Raw genomic sequence first — 20768 nt, forward strand, 5'->3', positions numbered from 1 at the left:
ATGCTATGTTTTGCTTTTTTAGCAGACGTGGAAGCTTTTTCCAGTGGTCGTGAGAGGCTTAAATCGCCTCTCCTTGCAGCAGACGCGGGGTATCGCCCGAAAGGCCCGCAGCCTGTTTGATAAAGAACGACTTGAGGCTTGGAACGCGATCCACAAGACCCAGTCCAATGTCGCGAATGGTGCGCACAGCCGGATTGTCGTTGGAGAAGAGTTTGGTCAGCACATCGGTTGTGACACCCATCTGCACCGTGTCGAACCGGCGCCATGCCTGATAGCGTTCCAGTGCTGCAAAAGAGCCTATGTCGAGACCGAGGCGGTCTGTCTCGACAATCACTTCTGCAATGGCTGCAGCATCGCGGAAACCAAGGTTGAGGCCTTGACCGGCGATTGGATGAATACGATGGGCTGCATCGCCCACAAGTGCGAAACGTGGCTTTACAAATTCGCGTGCCAGCGTGAGGCCGAGTGGGAAGGCGCGGCGCGGGCCTTCAACCGTCAGTGCGCCAAGGCGATGGCCGAAACGCTGCTCGAGTTCTGTTTCAAAGATGAAGTCATCTTCCCGGATGAGGCGCTCCGCATCGGCGGTGCGTTCTGTCCAGACGAGAGAACTGCGATTGCCTTTCAGCGGTAGGATAGCGAATGGGCCAGCAGGCAGGAAATGTTCGTCGGCACGGCCCCCATGGGGGCGTTCATGGGAAACATTACAGACGATGCCCGACTGATCGTAATCCCAGTTAACAGTCTTTATGCCTGCAATATCACGCAGGCGCGACTTCGCGCCATCAGCGGCAATCAGCAAGCGCGTGGAGATAGTTTCGCCATTGGCCAAAGTAACAGTGACGGATTCGGGCAGCGTTTCAAAATTCTCGACACTCATGCCTTCGATAAAGGTGATGCCGAGTTCGTCTGCCTTGTTGTGAAGGGCGGTGTTGAGAACGCGGTTTTCCACCATATGCGCAAAGGGCTCGCCGGGGTTCACGTCGCCAGCGAATGTCAGAAAGACCGGACGCACGGGATCAGAGGTGCGGGAGTCTGTTACGACCATCTCAGTGATTGGCTGAGCATCTGTGACAATCTCCTGCCAGCAGCCAAGCTGATCGAGCATGCGTGAGGCGGCAGCGGCAATGGAAGAAGCACGCGGGTCATTTTTCCATGCGCCAGCCGGTGCGCCATCAATGACGGTTACGGAAAGATGCGGGGCTGCGGATTTGACAGCAACAGCAGTCACAAGGCCGACATAGCCACCACCTGCAATCACCAGATCGCGTTTGTTGGCTGCATTTTGAGTGGCTTCGGCGGACATGGCTCTTCCTTTCAGATCGTTCTTCGATGAAGCAGATAAGGCTGCGACAGTTTGGGGGAACTTGACAGTTTCCCTTGTGCAAGCCCAAACAGTTCATCAAGAATATGTTCTCTATATAGGGTTTCAGGAGACAGGCTGTCCATGTCCAATAATGAAAAGACCAATCTATCAAAGACCGAGCAAACGGCTGCCATGCAGCAGCTTCTTGAAACGCTTGATCTTGAAACGCTGGAAGTGGATCTTTTCCGTGGTAACAGCCCACAAGTGGGCTGGCAGCGCGTTTTTGGCGGGCAGGTGATTGGTCAGGCGCTGATTGCAGCGCAGCGCACGGTGGAGCCGGAACGGCAGGTTCACTCTCTGCACGGCTATTTTGTGCGGCCGGGTGATCCAGCAATCCCGATTATCTATGAAGTCGACCGCATTCGCGATGGTTCGAGCTTCAATACGCGCCGTGTTCTGGCAAAGCAGCATGGTAAGGCGATCTTCACGCTCTCTGCGTCATTTCAGATTGATGAGCCTGGTCTTGATCATCAGATCGAAATGCCGGAAGGTCTGCCATTGCCTGAGCAACTGGTCGGCGATCATGATCTGAAAGACGAATATCTGCATCTTGCTCCGTCGGGTGTGCGCAAATATTGGGAACAGGAGCGCCCGATTGAGATAAAGCCGGTGTCGCTCAAGCATTATTTCTCGCGCGAAAAACTGGCACCAAGTCAGCATGTATGGGTGCGGGCGCGCGGCATCGTGCCGGATGATCGTGCGCTTCAGGCGGCTATTCTTGCCTATCTCTCCGATATGACATTGCTTGATACATCTCTTCACCCGCACGGACGCACGATTTTTGATCGTGATCTGCAGGTGGCGAGCCTTGATCATGCGATGTGGTTTCATCGCCCATGCAGGCTCGATGACTGGCTTTTATACACACAGGATACCCCAAGTGCTTCCGGCGCACGTGGATTTAACCGTGGCGCGCTTTATACCCGCGATGGGTTGTTAATCGCGTCGGTTGCGCAGGAAGGGCTTATTCGTGTGCATGAAAAAGCCAAATGATGATATTTTAATCATCAGGAATATACGTGTTCAATTTTTATGCAATTGCCACCTGCATGAAATGAGGCCTAGGTCTAAAAACTGAATCCGATGAATCACTTAAAGCGGTTTTGCCCATCCGGGTTAGACCGCTTTTATTTTTCCATAGAAAGATTTTTTCGGCGCTTTCATCATTTGCCTTGTTTACCGAAAAGCCCGCATTTTGGGCGAAAATACAGCGTCCATCTGACAGTTCTGAGACATCAGTGAGCATCAGACATCAGAAAAATTGCATTTTTATGGTGTGGTGGTCGGTAACTGGCACGATTTTTGTTTCTCTTAGTTCGAACCGGTCTTTTCAGCGCAGACGCGTTTGAAGCCGCCATTCGACGGAGATACTCGATGCTCATAACTGAAAGATTCAAGCAGACGGCATTTGCCACCCTTCCTGCGCTGCTCGTATTAGCGGGAACAGCCTTTGCGCAGGATGCAGCCGAAGCTACCCCGACCCTTGATACGGGCGACACCGCCTGGATGCTGACTTCAACCGCGCTCGTGCTGATGATGACCATTCCTGGTCTCGCACTTTTCTACGGCGGTATGGTTCGTAAGAAAAATGTGCTTTCCACTGTGATGCAGAGCTTCGCAATCACCTGCCTTATGTCAGTATTGTGGATGTTCTTCGGCTATTCGCTTGCTTTCACCGACGGTGGTTCGATGAACGCCTATATCGGCGGTTTCGATAAGGCATTCCTGTCGGGCGTGACGATGGAATCGCTCACCGGAACAATTCCTGAATATCTCTTCATCGTGTTCCAGATGACCTTTGCGGTTATCACACCAGCGCTGATTGCCGGTTCGTTTGCTGAACGCATGAAATTCTCCTCCATGCTCGTTTTCATGGTTCTATGGCTGTTCATCGTCTATGTGCCGGTTGCGCATTGGGTATGGGGCGGCGGCTTCCTCGGTTCTGACGGCGTTCTCGACTTTGCTGGTGGTACGGTTGTTCACATCAATGCTGGCGTTGCAGGTCTTGTTGCAGCCCTTATCATTGGCAAGCGTGACGGTTACGGCCACGTCAACATGGCTCCACACAACCTCGTTCTATCGGTCATTGGTGCTGCTCTTCTGTGGGTGGGCTGGTTCGGCTTCAACGCTGGTTCGGCTGCTGGTGCCAATTCGCTCGCTGCTGTCGCTATGCTCAACACGCAGGTTGCGACCGCTGGTGCAGCTCTCGCCTGGATGTTTGCTGAATGGGCAATCGCCGGTAAGCCAAGCGTTCTTGGTATCATCTCGGGTGCCGTTGCTGGTCTGGTTGCTGTTACGCCTGCCGCTGGCTTCGTCAACCCAACGGGCGCACTGATCATCGGTATCATCGCAGGCCTTATCTGCTACGTGGCAGCGGTTAAACTCAAGCACGCACTTGGCTATGACGACTCGCTCGATGCCTTCGGCGTACACGGTGTTGGCGGCTTTGTTGGTGCGATCCTGACTGGCTTCTTTGCTGATGTGGCAATTAATGCTGCTGGTGAAGGCGCAACCATGGGCAAGCAGTTCTTTGGTGCGGCAGTCACGATTGTTTACACCGCAGTTGCAACAGCCATCATCCTTTATGTGATCAAGGCCATCATGGGTCTGCGCCCGACAAAGCAGGAAGAAATGGAAGGTCTTGACATCGCGTTGCACGGCGAGTCTGTTCAGTAGAACAGGGTTGTCTCAAGAAGAAAAAGGCGCGGGAAACCGCGCCTTTTTCACGTTCAGCGTTATTTGCATGTGCAGGACACTGCATGGTTAATGAGGAATTAACCATCGCAAGGCTAGGATCAGCCCGATTCATTGCGCCCAGGGCATTCAAAGCCCAAGGGCAACAAACCATAGTTCGGGACAGGCTTTATGCGGCAAGGATATTCGCCCTCATACCCGCTGCGTGACGAGCGGATTTCGGAAGATAGACTGCGACTGGTCAATATCTTCCGCAGGCAATTTTATATCCTCTTTGGGCTGGCGCTGCTTTCGCTGGCAGCGATGGCTGTTGGCGCGCTCGCTACATGGAACGTGGCTGATCCCAGCCTCAGTCATGCGACGGATAATCCTGTCACCAATGCGCTTGGCTATCCGGGTGCTGTCTTCTCCGACATTGCCATGCAGTTTTTCGGCCTTGCCAGTGTTCCGGCTCTTCTGCCGCTTGCAGTCTGGTCGTTGCTGATGATGACGCGCGGTGGCATTGGACGTATTGCCAAGCGCAGCATCGCTTGGTTTGGCGCGGCTTTGCTGTTTGCAGCCATTGCAAGCTGCTTTGTGGTTCCCGAAAGCTGGCCAATGCCAATTGGTCTCGGCGGTGTTTTCGGCGACCTGGTGCTGCGCATTCCCGGCATCTTTTTAGGTTCCTTCCCGCAAGGTGCAATTGCGTCGGGGATTGCGCTGGTTCTGGCTTTCCCGGCGCTTTGGCTGTGCCTGTTTGCAAGCGGGATCATCGGACGAGGCAACGCTGCGACTGATGGCGCGAGCGAACGCGGCGCATCGGCTGAAGATGATTATTCGGATTATGAAGATGCAGACGATGAAGCATCTTCCGGTGGCCTCTCTGCATTTGTTGGTTCTCTTACCCACACAATTTACAGCGCAACAGCAACTTTCAAACGTTTAACCGGAATGAACCGCCGCAAGCCGCGCGAAGACGAATATGGCGATATGCGTCACGTACGCCGCAGTGCGGAAGCGCGTGGCAGTGGTCGTCATGAGCCGGGCTTTGGAGGCGCATCTTCGCAAGAACCGCCATTCGATATGGATGGTGACGGCGAAGATATGCCGCTTGCCGGTGAAGAGTGGCACGATGCACCGCCGCAGCGCTCTAAAGCGCGGGTCGCTGAACGTGCACCAGCACCAAAGAGCGGTGCGCGCATTCAGCGTGAAGCGCAGTCTTCGTTCCTGAAAGATGGCGGCGCATTTGAAATGCCATCGTTGCATTTCCTTGCTGAACCGAAGCTTGTGCAGCGCGATGCATCACTGTCCAAGGATGCTCTCGAACAGAATGCGCGTCTTTTGGAAGGTGTGCTGGAAGATTTCGGCGTGCGTGGCGAGATCATCAATGTGAAGCCGGGTCCGGTTGTCACGCTTTACGAGCTTGAACCTGCTCCGGGTATCAAATCGTCTCGTGTGATTGGTCTGGCTGACGATATTGCCCGCTCGATGAGCGCGATAGCAGCCCGTGTTGCTGTCGTTCCGGGCCGCAATGTGATCGGTATTGAGCTGCCAAACCAGAAGCGCGAAATGGTTTATCTGCGCGAAATGCTGGCAAGCCGTGATTTTGAGCAAACCAAAGCAAAGCTTGCGCTGGCGCTCGGCAAAACTATCAATGGTGAGCCGGTCATCGCCGATATTGCAAAAATGCCCCATGTTCTGGTGGCGGGTACGACAGGTTCCGGTAAATCGGTGGCGATCAACACGATGATCCTGTCGCTGGTCTATCGCATGACGCCAAAAGAATGCCGCCTGATAATGATTGATCCGAAGATGCTGGAGCTTTCGATCTATGATGGTATTCCGCATCTTCTGACGCCCGTTGTGACCGATCCGAAGAAGGCTGTGGTTGCGCTGAAATGGACCGTGCGGGAGATGGAAGACCGCTATCGCAAAATGTCCAAGGTTGGCGTTCGCAACATTGACGGCTTCAATCAGCGCGTTGGCGAAGCCCAGAAAAAGGGTGAGAACATCGCGCGCACTGTGCAGACCGGCTTTGACCGGAACACGGGCGAAGCGATCTACGAAACCGAACAGCTTGATCTGGAACCAATGCCATATATCGTCGTGATTATCGACGAAATGGCCGATCTGATGATGGTCGCGGGCAAGGATATTGAAGGTACAGTACAGCGTTTGGCGCAGATGGCGCGTGCAGCGGGTATCCATGTGATCATGGCAACGCAGCGTCCATCAGTCGATGTGATCACTGGTACGATCAAGGCGAACTTCCCGACACGTATTTCGTTCCAGGTTACCTCCAAGATCGATAGCCGCACCATTCTGGGTGAACAAGGCGCTGAGCAGCTGCTTGGTCAGGGCGATATGTTGTTCATGGCCGGTGGCGGTCGCATTCAGCGCGTGCACGGTCCATTCGTGGGCGATGACGAGGTTGAGCGTATTGTTCAACATCTCAAGCTTCAGGGCGTGCCGGAATATCTCGACGCGATCACCGAGGATGAGGAAGAGGACGAAGGTGGCGGTCCGGCTGGAACGTCCAACCTTGAAAACTCCGACGATCCTTATGATCAGGCTGTTGCCGTGGTGTTGCGCGATAAGAAGGCTTCGACTTCCTATATCCAGCGTCGCTTGGGCATTGGTTATAACCGCGCTGCCTCGATTATCGAGCGCATGGAAGAAGAAGGTATTGTCGGCCCTGCAAATCATGCTGGCAAGCGCGAGATACTTGTGCCGACAGAAGACGACTATTAATTCTCGGGATCTCATCGGTTTTTGTGCTGCCATACTGGCGCCTAACTGCCGATTTATTCTGAGACAATGATGAAAAAAGAGAGTTTGCCCATGATGATCTCCCGTATTTCGAGCTTTATGAAGGCCAGCCGCTTTGTGGCCGTCCTCGGATTGGGAGCATTGAGCTTTGGTGTTGTGGCTCCGGCTTTTGTGCCGGTTGCGGCCCATGCACAGGGCGCAAGTAATGCAGCGGCTGCACAGCAGATCGCCGATCATTTCTCATCATTGCGGACGCTGACTGGGGAGTTCGTTCAGTTCGGCCCCAAGGGCGAACAGACCGGCGGCACCTTCTATCTGGAACGTCCGGGCAAGATTCGTTTCAACTATGACAAGTCGCCAATCCGCGTGATTTCTGATGGCAATCAGGTTGTCATCAACAATCGTAAGCTCGATACATGGGATATGTATGCGCTCGGGACCACACCGCTGAAAATGCTGCTTGCTGATCGGATTGATCTCGGCGGCGGACGCCTTCAGAGCGTCAAGCAAGAACCGGATATGACGACGCTGATCGTGGGTGATAAATCGGCTTTCGGAAATTCGAAAATCACCATGATGTTTGAACCAAAGACCATGGATCTCAAGCAGTGGACCATCACCGATGCTCAGGGCCTCGACACCACAATTATGGTGTTCAATCTTCGCAGTGGCGTTCGCTTTACCGACGACATGTTCAAGATTGACTATCAGCGCGCAGCGATGAAGCGTAAGGGCCAGTAAAACTTCACGCTCGATATTTGCATTTGCCGGATAAATCGTTAGGTTCGCGGCCATCTTCTGATGGCTGTGAGTCTTATTCCCATGACATTTTCTGTTGCTACCTGGAACATCAATTCCGTTCGCTTGCGTATGCCGCTAGTCGAGCAGTTTTTGAGCGATTATCAGCCGGATGTTCTCTGCTTGCAGGAAACCAAATGCCCCGATGATCAGTTTCCTTCCAAGGGCTTCCGCGCGCTTGGATACGAGCATATCGCGATCAGTGGTCAGAAGGGTTATCACGGCGTTGCAACGATCTCAAAACGACCGCTGAGCGATGTTGAAAAGGTCGGTTTTTGCGAGATGGGCGATTGCCGTCATTTAAGCGCTGTCGTCGAAGCGGGTGGCAAAAAGCTCCGTATCCATAATTTCTATGTGCCTGCGGGTGGCGATGAGCCAGATCCGGCAATCAATCCAAAATTTGCGCACAAGCTTGGTTTCCTTGAGGAAATGCGGGCGATTGTTGCCGACAGGCAGGATGGAAACTCGTCGATCCTCGTGGGCGATCTCAACATTGCGCCGCTCGAAAACGATGTCTGGTCGCATAAGCAATTGTTGAAAATCGTCAGCCATACGCCGATTGAAACGACCACACTTGAAGATCTTCGCGTTAAAGGCGGCTGGAGCGATCTGATGCGTCAGGTCATACCGGCTGACCAGAAAATCTATACATGGTGGAGCTATCGCGCGAAGGATTGGGATGCAGCCGATCGCGGCCGCAGGCTTGATCACGTCTGGGGTTCGGCTGATCTGGAAGCGCATATGAAAGGTTTGCAAATTCTGCGCGAAGCGCGTGGCTGGGATCGTCCATCCGATCACGTACCAGTAATTGCGACATTCGATCTGGATTAATCGAACACGCCAGCCTATATAGAGCGAAGTTCAGAAGAGGAGAAAAGAGCCATGGATCGTTCAGCACTGTTTTCAATGACCAGTGTTTTCAACGTTTCCGGGGTTCTTCATGTCTTCTCTTCTCACGCTTCAGGGTATTTCCGCGCTCACGGCTGATGGCCGCACACTCTTTTCCGGTATCAATTTCAGCGTAACCGAAGGCCGTATTGGGCTTGTCGGGCGCAATGGTATTGGCAAATCCACCCTTCTGAAAATCATGAGCGGGGAGTTGCCGCCTGCCAGTGGCACTGTTGCGCGCAGTGGCCGGATTGGCGTGCTTGCGCAGAATATCGGCAGTGATGGTCAGCAGACTGTAGCCGATCTGTTTGATGCGGGTGCTGCCTTTGACATGCTTGCGCGTATCGAAGCAGGTGAGGGCACTGACGCTGATTTCGAGCAGGCCGACTGGCTTTTGCCGCAGCGTTTTGATGAAGCCTTGCAGATGTTTGGGCTTTCGCTTGCGCCACAAACCCTACTTTCAGCATTAAGCGGCGGGCAACAGACACGAGCAGCGCTCGCAGCTTTAATGTTTCAGAAGCCTGATCTTATTTTGCTCGACGAACCCACCAATAATCTTGATCGCGATGGTCGTCTGGCTGTCGCTGACATGCTTGCGAAATGGCAGGGGGCTGCTGTTATCGTCAGCCATGATCGCGAATTGTTGCGGGGAATGGATGCGATAGCAGAGCTTTCGCAAGGTGCGTTGACGCTTTATGGCGGCAACTGGGATTTCTATCACGAGCGTAAGGAAGCAGAGCGGGAAGGGGCGCAGCGTGATCTTGAGCTTGCGCAGCGCGATGTGAAACAGGTCAGGCTCAAAGCGCAGGAAGCCGCTGAACGGCAGGCAAAAAGCGATGCGCGCGGGAAGAAGTCTCGTGCTGATGCAGGCATGAGCAAGCTTCTGCTGGATGCGCGTGCCGATAAAGCGCAAAAGACTGGCGGTCGTGGTGAATTGCTTGCTGAGCGCAATGCAGAGCGCGCGCAAAGCCAGTTGCGTGAAGCGGAAGCAAAGGTCGAACGCAATAAGCCTATGCGGTTTAATATTGAGGCTGCGCTTTCGCCTTCCGGGCGTGTGATGCTGGAAATGCGCAATGTTTCTGGCGGGCCAGTACCGGAACGCCCGGTTATCCGAGACTTCTCGCTGAAAATTGTCGGGCCAGAACGCATTGTCATTCGCGGTGCAAATGGCGCTGGCAAAACCTCGCTTCTACGGTTGATTTCTGGCGATTTGCAGCCTGTTTCAGGTGAGATCAAGCGCTTTGCGTCTATTGCCATGTTTGATCAGCAGATGAGTCTGATGGACCGAAATGCGACGCTCTATGAGAATTTCCGCAGGTTGAACAAAGGTTCCAGCGATAATGATGCTCATTCGGCTCTGGCGCGTTTCTCATTTCGTGGTGAGAGTGCGTCGCGTCTGGCGGGTAGCTTAAGCGGTGGTGAATTGCTGCGTGCAGCATTGGCCTGTGTGCTCGCAGGAACGCTCAGACCTGAACTGCTTATTCTGGACGAGCCGACAAATCATCTCGATCTTGATTCAATTCAGGCTCTGGAAACAGCGCTCAATGATTACGAGGGTGGCCTGCTTCTTGTGAGCCATGATCAGGCATTTCTCGATGCGATAGGTATCGAGCGGGTCATTGAATTATGACTTAGTCGTTGCCGTCAAATTGCGGTGCTACTTTTTCAATGTCGGCAATCAGTTGCAGCAGGTTTCTGCTGATATGCGCGTGAAGCGAGGCTGCGGCTTCCGGATATTCTTCCAGAATGCGCCGAAACACCGAACGGCTGATACGAATAACTTCGGTTTCTTCCTCAGCCAGTGCACCCGTCATGCGGGAGGTTTGGGCAATCAGCGCCATTTCGCCAAGCATGGCGCCAGGGCCGACGGGGCGGATTGTGACCCGCCCTTCGTCTGCATCATGAAACAGGCTGATATTGCCCGATACGACGATATAGCCGCAATCAGCACTCTGGCCTTCGCGGAATAGCTCACGACCAGCACGCAGCACAAGACGTTCTGCGCCAAAGGCGAGCAGACGCAACTGTTCGGGTGAAAAAGACTCGAACAGGCCTACTGAGCTGAGAATGCGGATATCGTCATCGAGCGCCATAGCTTGTCATGACACCCGCATCATGCGCTGTCCATCATGGGACAAGTTTGTATCCCCCGCTTTCTGTAACCAGAAGCGATGCATTGGATGGATCCTTTTCAATTTTCTGGCGCAGACGGTAAACGTGAGTTTCCAGCGTGTGTGTCGTAACGCCCGAATTATACCCCCACACTTCCTCAAGCAGCACATCGCGGCCAATGACCTTGTCGCCGGCGCGATAAAGATACTTGATGATCGCGGCTTCTTTTTCGGTCAGGCGGATCTTGCTGCCCTTCTCATCGAGAAGCAGCTTCTGGCCCGGCTTGAATGTGTAAGGCCCGACGATGAATGTGGCGTCTTCACTCTGCTCGTGCTGGCGCAACTGCGCACGAATACGCGCAAGCAGAACGGCAAACTTGAATGGCTTGGTGACGTAATCATTCGCACCTGATTCGAGACCAAGAATCGTGTCCGATTCGGTGTCGTGGCCAGTCAGCATAATGATTGGAGCTTTGAACCCGCCTTTGCGCAGCAGCTTGACTGCTTCGCGACCGTCCATATCCGGCAGACCAACGTCCATGATCAACAGATCAACAATGCCGTTGCGCGCCGTCTGAATGCCCTTGGTGGCATTGTCTTCCTGAAGAATCTGGAACTCTTCGCACAGCTCCAGCTGTTCGACGAGGATGGAGCGGAGATCTTCGTCATCGTCCACGAGCAGTATTGTACGACCTGTCATGCCTGTCCTCGTTACTCTTTGATTCAAATAGTGGTTCGTGTTTTATGACATTTAATGGCGATAAGTTGAAGCCGTGAAAAAACAGAGCAGATTTTCAGGCGATCACCCAAACTTTACCAGCAGGCAGAAAACGGAGGCAGGCTTGTCCAGAAATCACAATAACCGCGGAATTGGCATCATCGATGTACGGGCAAAGCCCGGCCATAAAACGCGCGGCCTGCTTGCTGCTGGCAATTTGGTGCTCGAATGTGCGCTTGGCAAGGGGGGAATCAGCGCTTTCAAGCGCGAAGGTGACGGTGCGACGCCACTTTCTTCCATGCGGTTGCTTTATGGATATCGTCGTGGCGATGCCCGGCAGTGGCCTCTCACGCCTTTGCCGCTGAAGCGTGTGCGCAAGCTTGATGGCTGGTGCGATGCACCGAACAACGCCAATTACAATCGTCCAGTCCATCTTCCGTTCAAATCAAGCCATGAGAAGATGTGGCGTAACGATGATGTTTACGATGCCTGTATTGTGATGGATTGGAATATCAGCCCGCGCAAACGTGGCTGTGGCAGCGCGATTTTCTTTCATCTTGCGCGTCCGGGTTATACGCCGACCGAGGGCTGTATAGCATTGAAGCGCGCCGACATGGCGCGCCTCTTACCGCATTTGACAAATAGGACGGTGATACGCGTATTGCGGTAATCAGAGCGCTATGCGCTCTAATCTTTTTAGTACGCACTGTCCTACGCAAAACCGCTTCGCACTTTTGCTGGAAGTGCTTTAATGAGCCCCTGCCGGAACGATTTTCACTTCATTGCCCTCAACATCATAGAGTTTGCCGTTCTGGATATAATCGCCATCATGCAGTTCTGCGATCTGGTGGTGGCGAATGATGCGCTCAGTGCCTTCGGCAAATACTGACATCTGGTTTGAGTTACCGACTTTGAACTCGTTGAACATGAGGTTAAGCACGATGGCCATCAATGCAGCCGAGCTGATGCCTGAATGAAAGATCGTCTCAAACCATGCCGGGAAGTGGTGATAGAATTCGGGCGCTGCAATCGGAATCATACCGAAGCCAATCGACGTCGCCACGATGATCAGATTGATATTGTTCTGATAATCGACTTTTGACAGTGTGCGAATGCCGCTTGCGGCAACGGTTCCAAACAGCACGATACCGGCACCGCCGAGTACGGCTGGCGGCACACAGGCGATCACACGGCCCATAATCGGCAGAAGACCAAGCGTGATAAGAATAAGCCCGCCGGTGGCAACTACGTAGCGGCTTTTCACGCCTGTTACGGCCACAAGGCCGACATTTTGCGCGAAGGCGCTTTGCGTGAAAGAGCCGACGACGGGTGCGAGAATGCTCGATGCCATATCAGCGCGCAGCCCATCGCCGAGACGGCGGGAATTGATCTTGGTTCCCAGAATTTCTCCGACCGCCAGAATATCGGCAGAGGTTTCAACCAGCGTGACGACAATTACGATAAACATCGACAGCGTTGCTGCGATGCTGAAAATTGGCCAGCCAAAGTGGAATATTTCGGGCAGGGCCATCACCGGGCCTTCCGCTACACGCGAAAAATCTGTCATGCCGAGCGCCCATGCAACGCCTGTTCCGATCACCATTGCAAGCAGGATCGACAGCCGCGAAATCGTAGCGTTACCGATTTTGCTGAGCAAAAGCACGATCAACAGGGTGAGACCTGCAAGACCAATATTACCCATGCTGCCAAAGTCGGGCGCCTTGCTGTTGCCGCCCATGGCCCATCGCGCTGCAACCGGCATCAGTGTGAGACCGATGGTGGTAATCACAATGCCGGTGACAAGTGGTGGAAAAAAACGCGTCACGCGCGAGAAGATTGGCGTGATCAGAAAGCCTATGAGGGCTGCCGCTATCACTGCCCCCAGCACAACTTGAATGCCTGCCTCGCCGGTTTCGGCAGAGGTTACGATGGCAACCATCGTCGCAACACCAGCGAATGATACGCCCTGCACCAGCGGAAGTTGGCAGCCAAAAAATGGAATGCCGATGGTTTGCAGAACAGTTGCGACGCCACCGGCAAAGAGCGAAGCGGTAATCAGCAGACCGATCTCGCTGGCGCTTAAGCCTGCCGCCTGACCAATAATCAACGGCACGGCGACAATGCCGCCATACATCGTTAGAACATGCTGAAATCCATAGGCAAGATTGGCGGCAACGGATAATTTTTCGTCTTCAGGACGCGGACTGGCCATCATCCCTGTTGGGTGTGCATTCACGATTATTCCTCCCGATGTCTCTCCTCAAAGACAGGGGGCGAGTATATCCCTCACACACAGACTGACTGCATTGCTTTTGCTTGAAGTTGTTTTCGATGCAAGCGGCCTAATGCTTTTGTCCTACGCGCATCTTTGTCCGAAAACCGTTTCATATTTTTCCGGTTGCGCTCACACTGACGCTTCGCGCATGGCATCGCTGAGAACGGTAAAGATGTAAGGCTCAATTGACTGCGCAACGTTGAAACGCAGATAGCGCGTTGCATTGCGCGATGGGCTAAAGACGTCACCAGGTGCTAACAATACGCCCTTTTCAAGCGCATAGGCTGCGATGCGGCCTGAATCCATGCCTTCAGGTAGTCGCGCCCAGAGGAATATCCCGCCTTGTGGCTCGGTCCATATTTCAAGTCCGGTAGCCTTCAGTCGCTTGGCGACCAGTGTCATAGCATCGGCGAGCTTGGCGCGCAGGCTGTCGATGTGGCGACGATATGTGCCGTCGGTTAGCAGTGAATGCACGATTTGTGCCGAGACAGTATTGCCCGCAAATGTGCTTGCAAGCTTGAGATCGGTCAATCCATCAATCCAGTCGCGGCGACCGGCAATATAGCCAACGCGGGCCGCAGCCGAGAGCGTCTTTGAAAAACTGCCCATATGCAGCACGCGATCAAAGCCGTCGAGTTCGGCAAGAAGCGGCGTTGGTGATGGATGAAAGTCGCCAAAAATATTATCTTCAACCAGTGTTATGTTATGGATTTCCGCAAGCTTCAGCAAGCGGTGGGCAATCGCAGGTGTCATGGTGCCACCTGTGGGATTATGCAGCCCTGCATTGGAAATATAGAGCTTCGGCGCGTGCTCCTCAGCAGCCTTTGCAAAGGCCTCCAGATCGGGTCCACTATGCGTATAGGGGATGCCAATGAGTTTGACGCGATGTGAGAGAAGCGCTGCCTGAAAATTGAAATAGCAGGGATCGTCGACCAGCACAGTATCGCCAGGCTGCAACAGAAAGCGGAAGATGAGATCAATTGCGTGGGTGCCTGAATCGGTCAGCAAGATATCGCCGCCGGACATATCGATGCCTTGTTCAGACAGTTTGCGCGCCAGATGGTTGCGCAAAGGGCGGTAGCCGAGTGGTTCGCCATAGGTGGTGAGATTGCTGTTCTCATCGCGGGCGATTGCGCGCATGGCACGACGAATGCCTTCAAGCGGCAGCCATTCATCGGGTAGCCAGCCACAACCGGGCTTATAAGTTTCGCTGTCAGCTTCAAGTGATTGGCGCATGACCCAGAAAGGGTCAATCTGCCGGTCTTTGTGGGGCGTGGTTGCAGCAACGGTAAATGGTTGGCGTCCGCGCTCAGACACATAAAAACCTGCACCCCGTCGTGACTGGATAATACCTTCTGCCACCAGCCGGTCATAGGCTTCCACTACAGTAGATTTCGAGACATTCATGGTTTCTGCCAAACGGCGGATCGATGGCAGACGTGCACCGGGTGCGAGGCTCATGGCAGCAATGCGGTCGCGAATAATCGTCATGACCTTTTCAACGAGCGAGATTTTTTCAGCAGTTGTCTTCTCTTCGCTGTTGCCACCGAGATAAGCGGCTTCAACTGCTTCAAGACTGCGCAACAGGCCCGTTGAAATCATCTGTACCATCCTTCGTATCAGTACAGTTTAGCAAAATTGTACGGAAACTGTCTCTGCTTATTTTGCCGAATTCACGACACTTTGCCAGAATCATCTACATGAAACTGCAACAGATCGAAAAGACATATGAACAAGACTGCGGGTTGGATTAACGGATTTATTGGGGTTCTTATTTTCAGTGGGTCACTGACAGCCACGCGTTTGGCCGTCATCGATATAGACCCGACTTTTTTAACTATGGCACGAGCTTCGATTGCGGGCCTGTTGGGGCTCGCGCTATTGCTCGTTTTCCGCGCGCCATTTCCGAGCCGAAATGACGTTGTTTCGCTGATTGTTGTGGCGCTTGGTGTGGTGGTTGGTTTTCCATTGCTGACAGGCATTGCGCTGCAACACATGACCTCGGCCCACGCGATTGTGTTTATCGGCCTGCTGCCTTTGGCGACAGCCGTGTTTGCTGTACTGCGTGGCGGTGAAAATCCGCGCCCACTGTTCTGGCTGTTCTCTGTTGTGGGGAGCGCTATTGTTGCGTCTTATGCTTACGGGCAGGGCTCTCAGTCAACGTTACTGGGCGATGTGTTGATGCTGGGCGCGATTATTGTCTGCGGGCTTGGTTATGCAGAAGGGGCGAGCCTCTCGCGCAGGTTGGGCGGCTGGCAAGTAATCTGCTGGGCGTTGGTGTTTTCGCTGCCTGTCATGCTGCCGCTCAGCATTCTGACCCGTCCTGAAACATGGACTGGCATCGGCGTCATGGCATGGGGTGGACTTGCCTATGTGACGCTATTCTCAATGCTGATTGGCTTTTTCTTCTGGTATCGTGGCCTTGCGCAAGGCGGTGCGGCGGCAGTCGGACAGCTTCAGCTGTTGCAGCCATTCTTCGGCTTGATGCTGGCTGCATCCATTGCCGGTGAACCGGTCAGCATGGGTATGGTTTTGACCGCTGGCGTGGTGGTGCTGTGTGTGGCTGGAGCCAAACGGTTTGCTTAGACAAGCTTGTCGCCCAAAAGTGGGAACCGGTTTTGGGATAACGACAAGCGTTACAAAAACGTCCAGACAGTCGTGCGTTTGACTTCTGCATCCTCAAGCGCACGTGTGACTGGCACTGTGTAAACGGCCAGCTGCTCAAGCCGGTCTTTGGGCAGATAGGAACGGCCCGGATCTCCGACGATGATACGGGCACCGCGTTCCGCCAATTTTGAAAACCATGGAATCAGACGATCTGCCAGCGGCTTTTCGTAGAACACATCGCCTGCAAGCACGACTTCCCATTCATGATCCTGATCGATCAGATCGGTGAGTGTCGGGGTGATCGCAACATTGTTTGCGGCCGCGTTGATTTCGATAGCTGGCAGCGCAAATGGATCAATATCGGAAGCGATAACGCTGTTCGCTCCGGACTTCATGGCTGCAATGGCAACCAGACCTGAGCCGGAAGCGAAATCCAGTACAGTTTTGCCGAAGACCGTTTCCGGATGATCGAGAATATAGCGCGCGACACCCTGTCCGCCTGCCCAGGCAAAGGCCCAAAAGGGTGGCGGCAGGCCGATGGTTGCCAGTTCTTCCTCGGTCCTATGCCAGAGGTCGTGTGCTTCATCGGCCAGATGGAGATTGATTTCCGGCACATGCGGCGGCGCTTGCAAGCCTGTATTGGCCAATATGAAATCACGCGTCGCTTTATGTGCCGGATCAAGCATTAGATGTCTTTAGCGTCCAGTCCGCCCATGCGGCAGACTTCAATCCATTCATCTTCCGTTACCGGCTGGACCGAAAGACGCATGGACGTTACCAACGCCATCTTTTCGAGCTTCGGATTGGCTTTCACGTCTTTCAGCGTCACCGGCTTTGGCACATCGCGCACAGCCTTGATGTCGACGCAATCCCAACGCGGATCGTCGGTGGTGCTGTCGGGGTGGGAAAGCGCGCAAATCTCGACAATGCCCACGACTTCCAGCCCTTCGTTGGAATGGTAGAAAAAGCCTTTGTCGCCAAGCTTCATGGCGCGCATGTTGTTGCGCGCCAGATAGTTGCGCACGCCGTCCCACTGTTCGCCTTGTTCGCCACGGGCTTTTTGCATTTCCCATGACCATTTGAATGGTTCAGACTTGAACAGCCAGTAAGCCATGATCTGCCCTTATGCGTTTGCTGGATTGTTGATCGCCCAGTTCCATGGGCGCACGGTCACATCAGCAAAAAGGCCAGCCAGCGCGTAAGGATCATTCGCGCCGATCTTTTCGGCTGCTGCCTTTTCGGCTGCTTCCACGACAACGAGGCTGCCATTTGGCTTGCCATCTTCACCAAGGAAAGGGCCTGCAAACTTCAGAACATCACCAAGGCCTTTAAGATAGTCGAGATGGGCCGGGCGCGTATCAAGGCGCACTTGCAGATGATCGGGCTTGTCGTTGCACAGAAGAGCAAAAAGCATGTTATTCTAACCTTTTTGTTTGAGCATGATCTTATCCGAAAACCGGTTCCCACTTTTCGGGATCATGCTTTAATCCTCAGTCTTGAGTGGTCGGTTAAGAAGTGCCGTTACGGCTTCATCAATCGTGATATGTCCGGCAAGAAGCGCTGCAACCGCCGTGATAATCGGTGCAGGCACGTCATGTTGTCTGCAAAGTTCAGCTGCGATGGGGGCGGTTGCCACACCTTCGGCCAGCGGACGGTTGGTGAGATCTTCGCCACGACCGATTGCCAGCCCATAGGAATAGTTGCGGGATTGGGACGATGAGCAGGTCAGCATCAGATCGCCAAGTCCCGAAAGACCCATGATGGTTTCTGGTTTTGCGCCGATGGCCTGCGCAACACGGCGCAGTTCGGCAAAGCCGCGTGTGACAAGGGCTGCTTGCGCGCTGGCACCATAGCCGCGCCCGATGGCAGCACCTGCAGCAAGCGCCAGCACGTTTTTCAAGGCTCCGCCGATTTCAACACCTTTGAGATCGGTGGTCGAATAACAGCGGAAGGCTGGCCCAGAGAGCATCGCTGCAAGCTGATCGGCAATGGCCGCATCTTCGCAGGCGATTGTGACCGCAGTTGGAAGGCCGCGCGCCACGTCCGTTGCGAAGCTTGGGCCGGAGAGTGCGCCGATTTTGTGATGCGGCAGAACTTCCGCCACCACTTCCGACATCAGCCGTCCGGTTTCGCGCTCAATGCCCTTGGCGCAGAGAATGACGGGTGCCGATTGCGGGATAGAGTTGCTCAGTTCCAGCAGCCCTTTGCGCATTGCCTGTGCAGGAATGACGACGAGAACCGCATTGGCATTTTCAAGAACTGCTTTGGCGTCCGTGCTGGCGCGAATACCTGCGGGCAATTCGATCTCGCCGAGATAGGCTGGATTGCGGCGCTGGTCGTTCACGTGGAAGACGGTTTGGGCATCGCGTGCATAAAGCCATGCCTCGTGACCGCTGCCAGCTGCCATGGCTGCAAGGGCAGTTCCCCATGCGCCGCCGCCGAGAACTGTAATTTTAGCGCGTTCGCTCATGCCTTTGCTCCGCGACGTCCGGTGCCGAACATGGGTGCTGATTTCTCATCAAGCGGCCAGCGTGAGCGCGGCGCGAGATTAAGCGAATCAGGCCCCTTGGTTGCAGCCCGCTCGGCACCTGCCCATGCAATCATTGCTGCATTGTCGGTGCAGAGATTGAGCGGCGGTGCGATGAAGCTGAAACCATGCTTTTCGCAAAGCTTTTCCAGCGAGGCGCGCAACGTCTCGTTGGCGGCAACACCACCCGCGACGATGAGCGAGGGTGTAGCGCAATCCGGGAACTCATCTTTAAAACGCTCAAGCGACCGCTTCACGCGATCCGACAAGGTGTCGGCAACCGCATCCTGAAAAGATGCGCAAATGTCTGCAACGTCCTGATCGGAAAGTGGAGCAAGCTCTGTTGCAGTCTGCCGCACAGCGGTCTTGAGACCGGAGAATGAGAAGTCGAGCCGCGCTTCCCCCTTGAGTGGTCGTGGCAGCGGGAAACGTTTCGGGTCGCCCTTTAATGCCATGCGCTCAACAGCTGGACCACCCGGATAAGGCAGGCCCATCAGCTTGGCAGTCTTGTCGAAAGCTTCGCCCAGAGCATCGTCGATTGTTGTGCCAAGGCGTTCATAATCGCCAAGACCACGCACAAGAACCATCTGCGTATGACCGCCGGAAACAAGCAGCAGCAGATAAGGAAATGGAAGGTTGTCGGTCAGGCGTGCAGTCAGTGCGTGGCCTTCCAGATGATTGACCGCATAAAACGGCTTGTTTGCTGCCATGGCCATAGCCTTGGCAGTCATCAGCCCGACAATCAGTCCGCCGATGAGACCCGGACCCGCAGTCGCGGCAATTGCGTCCACGTCGTCAAGCTTCACATTGGCGTCTTTCAGAGCACGTTCCACTAGCCGGTCGAGCGCTTCAACATGGGCGCGGGCGGCAATTTCCGGCACTACGCCGCCGTAAGGTTCGTGTTCGGCGATCTGGCTGAGCACCACATTGGACAAAATATGCCCTTTGCCGCTATCGTCACGTTCAACGATGGCGGCGGCTGTTTCGTCGCAACTTGTTTCTATTCCAAGAACGCGCATTTGCGGTTAGACCCTGCTTGTCTCGTAATCTTACGTAAATATTTTAGAAACCCGGTATCATGGACGGCGCGATATGCAAACAGCATCCTTGAAGATTGGCAGCTTGAAGATCGGCACAAGGGGCAGCAAGCTTGCGCTCGCACAAGCCTATGAAACGCGCTCCCGCCTGATTGCCGCGCATGGCCTGAGCGAAGATGCGATTGAAATCGTGCCGATGTCCACTGCCGGTGATCGTATTCAGGATCGCCCGCTGTCGCAGGTTGGCGGCAAGGGGCTGTTTACCGAAGAAATCGAAGCAGCACTGAAAGATGGCCGCATTGATCTGGCTGTGCATTCCACCAAGGATATGCCAACTGTTCTGCCGGAAGGTCTTCATCTTTCCACATTCCTTGAACGCGAAGATCCGCGCGATGCTTTTGTTGGCCACACGTCTAAGCGTTTTCTCGATCTGCCGCAGGGTGCCGTGGTCGGTTCATCTTCGTTGCGCCGTCAGGCGATGATCAAACGTCTGCGGCCCGACCTTCAGGTGGTGATGTTCCGAGGCAATGTCCAGACTCGTCTGCGCAAGCTTGAAGAGGGCGAAGTGGATGGTACGTTCCTCGCCTGTGCCGGTTTGCGGCGGCTTGATCTGGCAGATGTGATCACCGATCTGCTCGATCCGTCGGTGTTTCTGCCTGCACCGGGACAAGGTGCAATCGGGATTGAAACCCGTATTGGTGATGAAAAAATCGACGCATTGTTAAAGCCGCTGGCGCATCATGATACGCATGTGGCGCTGGCCTGTGAACGTGCATTCCTTGCGACGCTTGATGGTTCTTGCCGCACGCCGATTGCAGGTCTTGCGATTGTTAATGGTGACACCATTTCATTCCGTGGCATGATCCTCATGCCAGATGGTCGTGAGGCGCATGAAGTGACCGCCGAAGGTTTGGCATCGGATGCAGCTGAGCTTGGATCGGATGCTGCAAAGCGTGTGCGGGCGCAGGCAGGAGCTGATTTCTTTGAGGGCTGGGAGTAACA

The 20768-nt window shown here is 54.2% G+C and carries 20 protein-coding genes; 9 read left to right on the forward strand and 11 right to left on the reverse strand.

Annotation, left to right across the window (positions count from 1 at the left end; genetic code table 11):
• Positions 1 to 58 precede the first annotated feature (58 nt).
• Positions 59 to 1303: a ubiquinone biosynthesis hydroxylase gene (locus J2782_RS13045; protein WP_310013215.1), complete on the reverse strand. Its 1245-nt coding sequence runs from the start codon at positions 1301 to 1303 to the stop codon at positions 59 to 61.
• A gap of 141 nt (positions 1304 to 1444) precedes the next feature.
• Here J2782_RS13045 and tesB point away from each other — a divergent pair, with 141 nt between their 5' ends.
• Positions 1445 to 2356 carry an acyl-CoA thioesterase II gene (gene tesB / locus J2782_RS13050; protein WP_250041532.1) on the forward strand — a complete coding sequence of 304 codons (912 nt, stop codon included), beginning with the start codon at positions 1445 to 1447 and terminating at the stop codon, positions 2354 to 2356.
• A gap of 37 nt (positions 2357 to 2393) precedes the next feature.
• Here tesB and J2782_RS13055 read toward each other — a convergent pair whose 3' ends face one another.
• Positions 2394 to 2609, reverse strand: a complete 216-nt coding sequence (locus tag J2782_RS13055; protein ID WP_310013218.1) for a hypothetical protein — start codon at positions 2607 to 2609, stop codon at positions 2394 to 2396.
• Positions 2610 to 2737: 128 nt separating this feature from the next.
• On the opposite strand from J2782_RS13055, the gene J2782_RS13060 reads away from it, so the two are divergent.
• The 5 genes from J2782_RS13060 (at position 2738) to J2782_RS13080 (ending at position 10121) form a co-directional block, all read left to right on the forward strand.
• The gene (locus J2782_RS13060) at positions 2738 to 4039 is read left to right on the forward strand and encodes an ammonium transporter (protein ID WP_250041534.1); all 1302 of its coding nucleotides are present in this window, start codon (positions 2738 to 2740) and stop codon (positions 4037 to 4039) included.
• Between the two features lie 189 nt (positions 4040 to 4228).
• Positions 4229 to 6787: an FtsK/SpoIIIE family DNA translocase gene (locus J2782_RS13065; protein WP_310013223.1), complete on the forward strand. Its 2559-nt coding sequence runs from the start codon at positions 4229 to 4231 to the stop codon at positions 6785 to 6787.
• Positions 6788 to 6877: 90 nt separating this feature from the next.
• Positions 6878 to 7546 carry an outer membrane lipoprotein carrier protein LolA gene (locus J2782_RS13070; RefSeq protein WP_310013224.1) on the forward strand — a complete coding sequence of 223 codons (669 nt, stop codon included), beginning with the start codon at positions 6878 to 6880 and terminating at the stop codon, positions 7544 to 7546.
• Between the two features lie 81 nt (positions 7547 to 7627).
• Positions 7628 to 8434, forward strand: coding sequence for an exodeoxyribonuclease III (locus J2782_RS13075; RefSeq protein ID WP_310013229.1), 807 nt, complete (start codon positions 7628 to 7630; stop codon positions 8432 to 8434).
• A gap of 109 nt (positions 8435 to 8543) precedes the next feature.
• Positions 8544 to 10121: an ABC-F family ATP-binding cassette domain-containing protein gene (locus J2782_RS13080; RefSeq protein ID WP_310013230.1), complete on the forward strand. Its 1578-nt coding sequence runs from the start codon at positions 8544 to 8546 to the stop codon at positions 10119 to 10121.
• Between the two features lies 1 nt (position 10122).
• Here J2782_RS13080 and J2782_RS13085 read toward each other — a convergent pair whose 3' ends face one another.
• Both J2782_RS13085 and optR read right to left on the reverse strand, forming a co-directional pair.
• A complete protein-coding gene (locus tag J2782_RS13085) occupies positions 10123 to 10584 on the reverse strand; it encodes a Crp/Fnr family transcriptional regulator (RefSeq protein ID WP_310013231.1) in 462 nt (153 codons plus the stop codon).
• A gap of 34 nt (positions 10585 to 10618) precedes the next feature.
• Entirely contained in the window at positions 10619 to 11302 is a 684-nt protein-coding gene (gene optR, locus J2782_RS13090; protein WP_250041544.1) for a response regulator OptR, read from the reverse strand.
• A gap of 142 nt (positions 11303 to 11444) precedes the next feature.
• Between optR and J2782_RS13095 the strand changes: the two genes are divergently transcribed.
• Entirely contained in the window at positions 11445 to 11990 is a 546-nt protein-coding gene (locus J2782_RS13095; protein ID WP_310013234.1) for a L,D-transpeptidase family protein, read from the forward strand.
• Positions 11991 to 12068: 78 nt separating this feature from the next.
• Here J2782_RS13095 and J2782_RS13100 read toward each other — a convergent pair whose 3' ends face one another.
• Both J2782_RS13100 and J2782_RS13105 read right to left on the reverse strand, forming a co-directional pair.
• Complete coding sequence (locus J2782_RS13100; RefSeq protein WP_310013354.1) at positions 12069 to 13535, reverse strand: nucleobase:cation symporter-2 family protein; 1467 nt, start codon at positions 13533 to 13535, stop codon at positions 12069 to 12071.
• A 189-nt stretch (positions 13536 to 13724) separates the two neighbouring features.
• Positions 13725 to 15197 carry an aminotransferase-like domain-containing protein gene (locus J2782_RS13105; RefSeq protein WP_310013236.1) on the reverse strand — a complete coding sequence of 491 codons (1473 nt, stop codon included), beginning with the start codon at positions 15195 to 15197 and terminating at the stop codon, positions 13725 to 13727.
• Between the two features lie 126 nt (positions 15198 to 15323).
• Between J2782_RS13105 and J2782_RS13110 the strand changes: the two genes are divergently transcribed.
• Complete coding sequence (locus tag J2782_RS13110) at positions 15324 to 16181, forward strand: DMT family transporter (protein WP_310013237.1); 858 nt, start codon at positions 15324 to 15326, stop codon at positions 16179 to 16181.
• A 50-nt stretch (positions 16182 to 16231) separates the two neighbouring features.
• Here J2782_RS13110 and J2782_RS13115 read toward each other — a convergent pair whose 3' ends face one another.
• The 5 genes from J2782_RS13115 to tsaD all read right to left on the reverse strand — a co-directional run bounded on the left by J2782_RS13115 (position 16232) and on the right by tsaD (position 19748).
• Positions 16232 to 16888 (reverse strand): class I SAM-dependent methyltransferase, encoded by a 657-nt coding sequence (locus J2782_RS13115; RefSeq protein WP_310013239.1) that lies wholly within the window; start codon positions 16886 to 16888, stop codon positions 16232 to 16234.
• The gene (locus J2782_RS13120) at positions 16888 to 17316 is read right to left on the reverse strand and encodes an EVE domain-containing protein (RefSeq protein ID WP_100558477.1); all 429 of its coding nucleotides are present in this window, start codon (positions 17314 to 17316) and stop codon (positions 16888 to 16890) included. Before J2782_RS13120 ends, J2782_RS13115 begins: the two co-directional genes overlap by 1 nt.
• A gap of 9 nt (positions 17317 to 17325) precedes the next feature.
• Positions 17326 to 17616: a YciI-like protein gene (locus J2782_RS13125; RefSeq protein WP_310013242.1), complete on the reverse strand. Its 291-nt coding sequence runs from the start codon at positions 17614 to 17616 to the stop codon at positions 17326 to 17328.
• A gap of 69 nt (positions 17617 to 17685) precedes the next feature.
• Positions 17686 to 18672 carry an NAD(P)H-dependent glycerol-3-phosphate dehydrogenase gene (locus J2782_RS13130; protein ID WP_310013244.1) on the reverse strand — a complete coding sequence of 329 codons (987 nt, stop codon included), beginning with the start codon at positions 18670 to 18672 and terminating at the stop codon, positions 17686 to 17688.
• Positions 18669 to 19748, reverse strand: a complete 1080-nt coding sequence (tsaD, locus tag J2782_RS13135; RefSeq protein WP_310013246.1) for a tRNA (adenosine(37)-N6)-threonylcarbamoyltransferase complex transferase subunit TsaD — start codon at positions 19746 to 19748, stop codon at positions 18669 to 18671. The genes J2782_RS13130 and tsaD overlap by 4 nt, the downstream gene beginning before the upstream one ends.
• A gap of 73 nt (positions 19749 to 19821) precedes the next feature.
• Here tsaD and hemC point away from each other — a divergent pair, with 73 nt between their 5' ends.
• On the forward strand, positions 19822 to 20766 hold the full coding sequence (hemC, locus tag J2782_RS13140; protein ID WP_310013249.1) for a hydroxymethylbilane synthase: 945 nt from the start codon (positions 19822 to 19824) through the stop codon (positions 20764 to 20766).
• Positions 20767 to 20768 lie beyond the last annotated feature (2 nt).

The sequence above is a fragment of the Brucella pseudogrignonensis genome, from assembly GCF_031454375.1.
Taxonomy (GTDB): domain Bacteria; phylum Pseudomonadota; class Alphaproteobacteria; order Rhizobiales; family Rhizobiaceae; genus Brucella; species Brucella pseudogrignonensis_A.